At 60.4% G+C, this 8,765-nt stretch carries 6 protein-coding genes and 1 pseudogene; 6 read left to right on the top strand and 1 reads right to left on the bottom strand.

What is annotated here, in order from left to right; genetic code table 11:
• The first annotated feature begins 162 nt into the window (after positions 1 to 162).
• From VF629_RS01215 to VF629_RS01190, 6 genes are all read left to right on the top strand, one after another.
• Complete coding sequence (locus tag VF629_RS01215; RefSeq protein ID WP_331056614.1) at positions 163 to 3,174, top strand: pitrilysin family protein; 3,012 nt, start codon at positions 163 to 165, stop codon at positions 3,172 to 3,174.
• Positions 3,175 to 3,426: 252 nt separating this feature from the next.
• A complete protein-coding gene (locus VF629_RS01210; protein WP_227784420.1) occupies positions 3,427 to 3,723 on the top strand; it encodes a hypothetical protein in 297 nt (98 codons plus the stop codon).
• Between the two features lie 39 nt (positions 3,724 to 3,762).
• A complete protein-coding gene (locus VF629_RS01205) occupies positions 3,763 to 4,056 on the top strand; it encodes a cell division protein ZapA (protein ID WP_190922794.1) in 294 nt (97 codons plus the stop codon).
• A 128-nt stretch (positions 4,057 to 4,184) separates the two neighbouring features.
• Positions 4,185 to 5,873, top strand: coding sequence for a ribonuclease Y (gene rny, locus VF629_RS01200; protein ID WP_331056613.1), 1,689 nt, complete (start codon positions 4,185 to 4,187; stop codon positions 5,871 to 5,873).
• Between the two features lie 117 nt (positions 5,874 to 5,990).
• Positions 5,991 to 6,965, top strand: a complete 975-nt coding sequence (locus VF629_RS01195) for an N-acetylmuramoyl-L-alanine amidase (RefSeq protein WP_331056612.1) — start codon at positions 5,991 to 5,993, stop codon at positions 6,963 to 6,965.
• 81 nt (positions 6,966 to 7,046) lie between these two features.
• A complete protein-coding gene (locus VF629_RS01190; protein ID WP_331056611.1) occupies positions 7,047 to 8,282 on the top strand; it encodes a pyridoxal phosphate-dependent aminotransferase in 1,236 nt (411 codons plus the stop codon).
• Positions 8,283 to 8,488: 206 nt separating this feature from the next.
• Here VF629_RS01190 and VF629_RS01185 read toward each other — a convergent pair.
• Positions 8,489 to 8,765, bottom strand: a pseudogene (locus tag VF629_RS01185) (M1 family peptidase); the annotation flags it as partial.

Raw genomic sequence — 8,765 nt, 5'->3', positions numbered from 1 at the left:
ACGGTTCGGGGGCTTCTGCGCCCCCTTCTGCGTCCTCTGCGGGCTAAAACTGTAATGCGCCACCCGTCCGACCGATAAACTTGAAGGCAGCCTGCATTTGCCTTCCAATCCGTAAGTTGCAGCTTGATTCACTGTCTCATTTCTTCATCTTTTTCTCCAAAAATGAACCTTCGATTTTTATCTACCATGGGCCTAGCCCTGGTCACCTCTGTCAGCTTTGCGCAGCAGAAACCGGCGGCCAAAGCCACCGCCGCCAAAACCGCCGCCACGGCCGGCGGCACCAAGCTGGTGGAAAAAGTCACCAAGCAGCCCGGCCAGCTCGTCATTCCCTACGAGAAGTACGTGCTGCCCAACGGGCTGACGCTCATCGTAACCGAGGACCACTCCGACCCGCTGGTGCACGTGGACGTGACCTACCACGTGGGTTCGGCCCGCGAGCAGATTGGCAAGTCCGGTTTTGCTCACTTCTTCGAACACATGATGTTCCAGGGTTCCGACCACGTGGGCGACCAAATGCACTTTAAGCTGGTGACGGCCGCCGGGGGCAACCTGAACGGTACGACCAACCAGGACCGCACCAACTACTTCGAAACCCTGCCCAGCAACCAGCTCGAAACCGGCCTGTGGTTGGAAGCCGACCGCATGGGCTTTCTGCTCGACGCGGTGAGCCAGAAGAAGTTCGAAATTCAGCGCTCGACGGTGAAAAACGAGCGGGGCCAGAACTACGACAACCGTCCCTACGGCCTCGCCAGCGAGTACGTGAACAAGACGCTCTACCCCTACGGCCATCCCTACTCCTGGCTCACCATCGGCTACCTCGAGGACTTGGACCGTTCCAACGTGGACGACCTCAAGAACTTCTTCCTGCGCTGGTACGGCCCCAACAATGCCACCCTGACCGTGGGCGGCGACGTGCAGCCGGCCCAAGTGGTGAAGCTGGCCGAGAAGTACTTCGGCAGCATCAAGCGCGGCCCGGCCGTGCCCAAGGCGAAGCTGCCCGCCCCCGTGCTGGCCACCGACCGCTACGTGAGCTACACCGACAACGTGCGCTTCCCGATGCTGCAAATGGTGCTCCCGACCGTGCCCCAGGGCCACCCCGATGAGCTGCCGCTCGACGCGCTGGCCCAGATTTTGGGTGGCGGCAAGAACTCGCTGCTCTACAAAAACCTGGTGAAGAACCAGAAGGCCGTGCAGGCCAGTGCTTCCCACCCCACCTCCGAGCTCGCCGGCCAGTTTACCATTGTGGCCCTGCCCTTCCCGGGCAAAGGCCTCGACAGCTTGGAAACCATCGTGCGCAACACGTTGGTCGAATTTGAGAAGCGGGGCGTAACCGACGACGACCTGCTGCGCTTCAAGGCCCAACGGGAGGCCCAACAAGTGAACGGCCTGGCCAGCGTGAGCGGCAAAGTGAGCCAATTGGCTTCCAATCAGACCTTCTTCAACAACCCGAACCACATCACCGTTGACACCAAGGAACTAAAGGCCCTGACCAAGGCCGATGTGCAGCGCACCTACGACAAGTACCTCAAAGGCAAGCACGCCGTTATCCTGAGCGTGCTGCCCAAAACCGGCGGCGTGGCCGCGGCTAAAGCCGACAACTACACCGTTGACAAGTCCGGCTATAAGGCGCCCGACTACGGCTACGCCGGGTTGAAGTACGCCAAAGCCACCGACAATTTTGACCGCAGCAAGCAGCCGGCTTCCGGCGCCAACCCGGTTATCAAAGTGCCGGCCCTGTACCGCGAAGAGTTCGCCAACGGCCTCAAAGTCATCGGCACGCGCAACGCCGAGATTCCGACCGTGACCATGCTGCTCACCATCAAAGGCGGCCATCGCCTGGAGCAGGCCACGCCCGGCAAGGCCGGCATCGCGGCCCTCACGGCCGCCATGCTGAACGAAGGCTCGCAGAAATACACCAGCGAGCAGTTTTCGGCGGCGCTCGACAAACTGGGCAGCAGCGTGCAGGTATTCTCGGGCGACGACCGCACCCTGGTATCGGTGAGCAGCCTGACCAAGAACCTACCGGCCACCATGGCCCTGGTGGAAGAGCGCCTCATGCACCCGCGCTTCGACCAAGCCGATTTCGACCGCCTCAAAAAGCAAACGCTGGAAGGCATTGCCAACCAGAGCACCCAGCCGGTAGTCATTGCCAACAACACCTTCAACCGCCTGCTCTACGGCCAAGGCGACATCATGAGCGTCTCGACCATCGGCACCACCGCCAGCGTGAGCAGCCTCACCCTCGACGACGTGAAGCAGTTCTACCAGCAGAACTACGACCCGAACGTGAGCTTCCTGACGGTAGTGGGCGACGTGGACCAGAAGGCCCTCACCCCGCAGCTGGCTTTCCTGAAAGCCTGGCCCAAGAAGAACGTGACCCTGCCCGCCGCCACGTCAGCCGTACAGCCCGAAAAAACCCGCATCTACTTCGTGAACAAAGAAGGCGCGGCGCAGTCCGAAATCCGGGTGGGCTACCTGGCGCTGCCGTATGACGCCACCGGCGACTACTACCGTGCCTACTTGGCCAACTACCTGCTCGGCGGTGCCTTCAACTCGCGCATCAACCTGAACCTGCGCGAGAACAAGGGCTACACCTACGGCGCCCGCAGCGGCTACAGCGGCACGAGCTACGTGGGCCCGTTCACGGCCCAGGCCGGCGTGCGCGCCGACGCCACGGCCGCCTCGGTGAAAGAGTTCATGAGCGAAATCAAGAACTACCCCAACGGCATTTCCGACGAGGAGCTGACCTTCGTCCAGAACTCGGTGGGCCAGAGCGACGCCCTCAAGTATGAAACCGGTGGCCAGAAAGCCGCCTTCCTCAGCCGCATTGTGGAGTACAACCTGCCCACCACCTTCGTGGACGAGCAGAGCTCCATTTTGAAAAAGCTGACCAAAGAGGACGTACAGGCTTCGGCCAAGAAGTACTTGCCCGCCGACAACATGTACATCGTGGTAGTGGGCGACCGCAAGCAGCTGCCTGCGGTGCAGGCCCTGGGCTACGAAGTGGTGGAGTTGGACCTGGAAGGCAAGCCCGTAGCGGCCGCGGCCTCTATGTCGAAAATGCCCGACGCCGCCCCTGCTGCCACCTCCATGCCTGCCGCCGATGAGAAAATCAAAACCAAAGGCGACGACGGTTCCAAAACCAAGATGAAAAACAAGAAAGGCAAGTCGTAGCCTTTTTCGCGCTGCGTGATTGAACGTCATGCTGAGCGGAGCCGAAGCATCTCGCGTGTGGTAGTAAACCAATCGACAGGTTTAGTGACCCGAGCGAGATGCTTCGGCTCCGCTCAGCATGACGTTCTGCTTTGTGGACTGTGCCCTTGACGGATATGCAAACCCGCCTGAGTAGTAAGTTGCAAGCATGTGCCGGGTAAAGCGTAGCTTTCGGAGGTCCGCTTTATCTTCACGCAAAAATTAATCTCGACCGTGGCCTCCTCCCAACAACTTGCGCAACTCGACCGCCTGGAGCGGCAGATAACCACCTTAGTGGCTGCCTATCAGCAATTGCGCGAGGAGCTGGCCGACGCCAACACCACGGTGCAGCAGTTGCGCGCCGACGTGCGCGAACGAGACCGGCAGCTGAAGGAGCGACAAAACCAGGAAAATATTGTTAAACTTGTACACACCATAGCTGGGGAACCCACCCACGCCAACGAATTAAAACTGCGCCTCAACGAATACATCCGCGAACTGGACAAGTGTCTTGCCTATTTGAGAGACTAACCGATTGACCCTCCCCTCCACCGCCGTAACTTCCGCCTTATGAGCGAACTAGCCATCAAAATTCGTATTGCTGACCGGGACTATCCCATGCGCGTTGACGTGCAGGATGAGGAACGGCTGCGCCTGGCCGGCCGCCTGCTGGGCGACAAGCTGCGCGAATTTCGAGAAGGCTACGGCATTCAGGACAAGCAAGACTTGCTGGCCATGGTTGCCTTGGCCACCATGGCCGACCAATTGAAAGTGAGTAAGGAAAAGGATGGCACCGACGCGGCGCTAACCGAACGGCTGGCTCGTTTCGACGAGCTACTATCCGGCGTAGTGCTGGCGGGGTAATACCCCCGCCGAGCACCCACACACTCGTTGGCCCGGCTGGGCGGCGCGGCAATCGGCCGCTACCGCTTGGCCCGGGCACATCTGTTCTACCTAGTTATGGTTTTTCACCCACCCAAAACCATAATTATATGTCACCCTTAATACTGTACTGTCTGCTGACCGCGGTGGTCGCTCTTGTGGCGGGCTTCGTGATTGGCAAACAGCTGGCCGGCAAAGCCCGGCTAGACCACGAAGGCCAGGCCACGGCCCGGGCCAAACAAATCCTGCTGGACGCCGAGGAGAAAGGCACCCGCCTTCGCGACGAGAAGATAAAGCAGGCCGACGAGCGCCTCGAGCAGAGCAAGAACAAGTTCAAGACCCTCCGCAACGAGTTTGACACCGAGAGCCGCCGCCTCAAGCAAGCCCTCGACCAGGAACTGACCGAGCGCCGCCAGGGCGTAGTAGAGCAGGAACAGAGCATCAAAATGCTCACCGAAACCACTCAGCGTCAGTTAGAACAGCTGCAGCGCAAGGAAGCCGACCTGGAGAAAACCCGCGAGAAGATTCAGGCCGATACCCAGCAGCTCCGCGACAAGTTGGAAAGCCAGGCCGAGAAGCGCCGCATCGACCACGAAGAGGCCATGGCCGAACTCGAAGCCAAGCAGCGCGAAGCCGACGAGCAGTTGCACACCGTGCAGCGCCAGCTCGAGACCATTGCCAACCTGACCGCCGCCGAAGCCCGCGAGCAGTTGGTGGAATCGCTGAAAAACGAGGCCCAGATTCAGGCCAGCTCCTACATCAAGGACACTGTGGCCCAGGCCAAACTGACGGCTACCAAGGACGCGAAGAAAATTGTGCTGGAAACGATTCAGCGCACGGCGTCGGAGCACGCCATTGAAAACTGCGTGTCGATTTTCAACATTGAAAGCGACGACGTGAAGGGCAAAATCATTGGCCGCGAGGGCCGCAACATCCGGGCGCTGGAAGCCGCGACGGGCGTCGAAATCATCGTGGACGACACCCCGGAAGCCATCATCATCTCGGGCTTTGACCCGGTGCGCCGCGAAATTGCCCGTCTCTCCTTGCACTTGCTGGTGAAAGACGGCCGCATTCACCCTGCCCGTGTGGAGGAAATCGTAGCCAAAACCCGCAAGAATATTGAAGAAGAAATCGTTGAAATCGGCGAGAAAACCATCATCGACCTGGGCATTCACGGCCTGCACCCGGAGCTGATTAAGATGGTGGGCCGCATGCGTTTCCGCTCCTCCTACGGCCAAAATCTGCTGCAACACTCGCGCGAAGTGGCCAACCTATGCGCCACGATGGCCGCCGAAATGGGCCTCGACGTGAAGAAAGCCAAGCGCGCTGGCCTGTTGCACGATATCGGTAAGGTGAGCACCGAGGAGCCTGAGTTGCCCCACGCCATCCTGGGCATGGAGATGGCCAAGAAGTGGAAAGAGCATCCCGACGTGGTAAACGCCATTGGGGCTCACCACGACGAGATTGAAATGACGGCCATGATTTCGCCGCTCGTGCAGGCTTGCGACGCCATTTCGGGCTCGCGCCCCGGCGCCCGCCGCGAGATGATGGAGAGCTACATCAAGCGCCTGAAGCAATTGGAGGAAACCGCAAACGGTTTCAAAGGCGTGAACCAGTGTTTTGCCATCCAGGCCGGCCGCGAGCTGCGCGTGATGGTGGACGCCGAGAACGTGACCGACGAGCGCGCCGCCGAGCTAAGCTTCGAAATCTCGCAGAAGATTGAGAAAGAAATGCAGTACCCCGGCCAGATTAAAATCACCGTCATTCGCGAGATGCGCGCCGTGGCATACGCCAAGTAGCCCGCTCTAAATCAGGCCGCAACTTGCGTAAAGCCTTTGCTTGAAAAGCCCCTGCCACTTTCGTGACGGGGGCTTTTTCGTAGTCCTTTTGGCTTCCGTCGCCGTAATTTCACCTCGATGAAAACCCGCTTCCTTGTCAGTACGGCGCAAGTCCTCGCCGTTGCTGCGCTTGCCGCCTGCGCCGTCCAACGCAACCCCTACGCCGCCACCAACAAGTCGTACAAGGCCCAGGTGAAAGCCTACGCCAAATCGCTGCGGGAAACGCCGGCCCCCACGCCCGGCGCCGATAGCCTCGTGATGGGCAAGTACTGGGTGGGCACCACCAACTTCAATCTGCGCAAGCCCAACTACGTCGTCATTCACCACACGGCGCAGGACTCCACGGCCCAGACGCTGAAGACGTTCACGCTGCCCCGCACACAGGTGAGCGCGCATTACGTCATTGGGCGAGACGGGCGGGTGTACCACATGCTGAACGACTACCTGCGGGCCTGGCACGGCGGGGCGGCCAAGTGGGGCAACACCACCGACATCAACTCCTCGTCAATCGGCATCGAGCTGGATAACAACGGCCTCGAACCCTTTGCCGAGCCGCAAATTGCCAGCTTGCTGCAGGTGCTAAAAAACCTGAAAAAGGCCTACAACATCCCTGTCGCCAATTTCATCGGCCACTCCGATATTGCCCCAAGCCGCAAAAACGACCCGAGCGCCTTCTTCCCCTGGCAACGGCTGGCCAGCTCCGGCTTCGGGCTCTGGTACGACGCCGGCCCGCTGCCCAGCCCGCTGGTAGCCGACAGTGTGGCCGCGTTGGCCGGTCGTCTCCTCATGCCTCCCCCGCCCATTACCGAAGCCACACCGCCGACTGCCACGCTGCCTGACACTAGCCAGGTAGACGCCCAGCTGGCGCGTCTCAACGGCCCGCTCACCGTCTTCAACCCGCGGGAGGCCTTGCGCATCATTGGCTACGACACCAAGGACATGCCGGCGGCCATCCGGGCATTCAAGCTGCATTTCATTCAGCAAAACGTGGGTGCGCCGCTGAGCGACCCCGACCTCCGGATTCTGTACAATCTGTACCAGAAGTGCCTGTAACCGGTCCGGAGCCGTTATATTTAACGAAATTGTGGAGCCAGCCACTGCCGCCGCGCTGGCCGTGGGCTTATTTGTTACTGTATGCTAGAAATATCCAAACGGGGCCGGGCCATGCCCGTGTCGCCGTTTCGCAAGCTGGCGCCCTACGCCGAAGCAGCTCGAAAAGCGGGCCGCATTGTGTACCCGCTCAACATCGGGCAGCCCGACATTGAAACGCCCCCGGCTGCGCTCGACGCGGTGCGCAACGCCGACATCCGGGTGCTGGGCTATAGCCACGGCGCCGGCAACGAGAGCTACCGCCGCAAGTTGGCCGCCTACTACCAGCGGGCCAACCTGCCGGTGGCCATGGAAGACATCATCGTGACCACGGGCGGCAGCGAGGCCATTTTATTTGCCCTGCTCACCTGCCTCAATCCCGGCGAGGAGGTCATCATTCCCGAGCCCTTTTACGGCACCTACACGGCGTTTGCCATTGCGGCGGGCGTCACCATTGTGCCCGTCACGGCCCACATCGAAGACGGCTTTGCCTTGCCGCCGCTAGCTGACTTTGAACAGGCACTTACGCCGCGCACCCGCGCCATTCTTATCTGCAACCCCAGCAACCCAACCGGCTATGTGTACAGCCGGGCCGAGCTGGAAAGCATTCTGGCACTGTGCAAAGCCAATAACCTGTACCTGATTTCGGACGAAGCCTACCGCGAGTTTTGCTACGATGCGCCTTACGTGAGTGCCCTGGAGCTGGCCGGTGCCGAACCCAACGTGGTGGTGGTAGACACCATATCGAAGCGCTACAGCGCTTGCGGGGCCCGCATTGGTGCCTTGGTAACGCTCAATAAAGAAGTGTACATGGCGGCCTTCCGCTTCGCCCAGATGCGGGTGAGCCCGCCCGGCCTGGGCATGCTGCTGGCCGAAGCCGCCGCCGACTTGCCCGAATCGTATTTTGACGACAGCAAGGCCGAATACCAAGCCCGGCGCGACCTGACGGTGGCCCGACTGCAAGCCATGCCCGGCGTGGTGTGCCCCCGGCCCGGGGGCGCGTTCTACGTGCTGGCCCACTTGCCGGTAGACGACAGCCAAGCCTTCGGGCAATGGCTTTTGGAAAGCTTTTCCTACGAAAACCAAACGCTGATGCTGTCGCCGGCCAACGGCTTCTATCATACCCCTGGCCTGGGTCAGCAAGAGGTGCGCATTGCCTACGTGCTCAACCGCACCGACCTTGACGCAGCTTTTACCTGCCTGGAGCACGCCCTGCTCACCTATCCCGGCCGCACCGAGCCGCTGCCCAGTACCGCGGTGGAAGCCTCGCTGACGGCGTAGCGTGTTTCAAATTGAGTAAGGTTAAGCTCTACTAGGCGAGTTGCCAGCGTTGACTGTAAAAACCAACAGAACAATCCCCAAACGGTCATGCCTCGGCTGCGCTCGGCATGACCGTTCGAGGGGAATTTTTGGTCATATAACTATGCATTAAAAAAGCGGCTCATAAGAGCCGCTTTTTTGCGTTAATATCTAAACGCTTCAAGTAATCACTGGCCACTGCCTACAGGCTTTTGTTCCTGCTTCTGCATGGGGCTGGTGGCTTGCTTGGCCTGCTGCATGGGGTTGGGGGCGGTGGGGGCTTGTTGCTGGAAGAGCTCGAAGCGGGAGGCGGCGGGCTGGCGCGGGAAGGCGTTGTTGGACAGGTCCGTGTCGGCCGTCTGCTGGTAGGGGTCGAGCACGAAGGAGACCACGGGCTTCTTCGTCACCATCACCTTGCTCACCTGCGCGTTGTTCTTGCGCCAGATTTCGGCCGGGATGGTCTGC

Origin of the sequence: Hymenobacter sp., assembly GCF_036388155.1 — a bacterium.
GTDB lineage: Bacteria > Bacteroidota > Bacteroidia > Cytophagales > Hymenobacteraceae > Hymenobacter.
The sequence above is the reverse complement of the archived record's forward strand: the minus strand, read 5'-3'. Positions and strand labels throughout refer to the sequence as shown.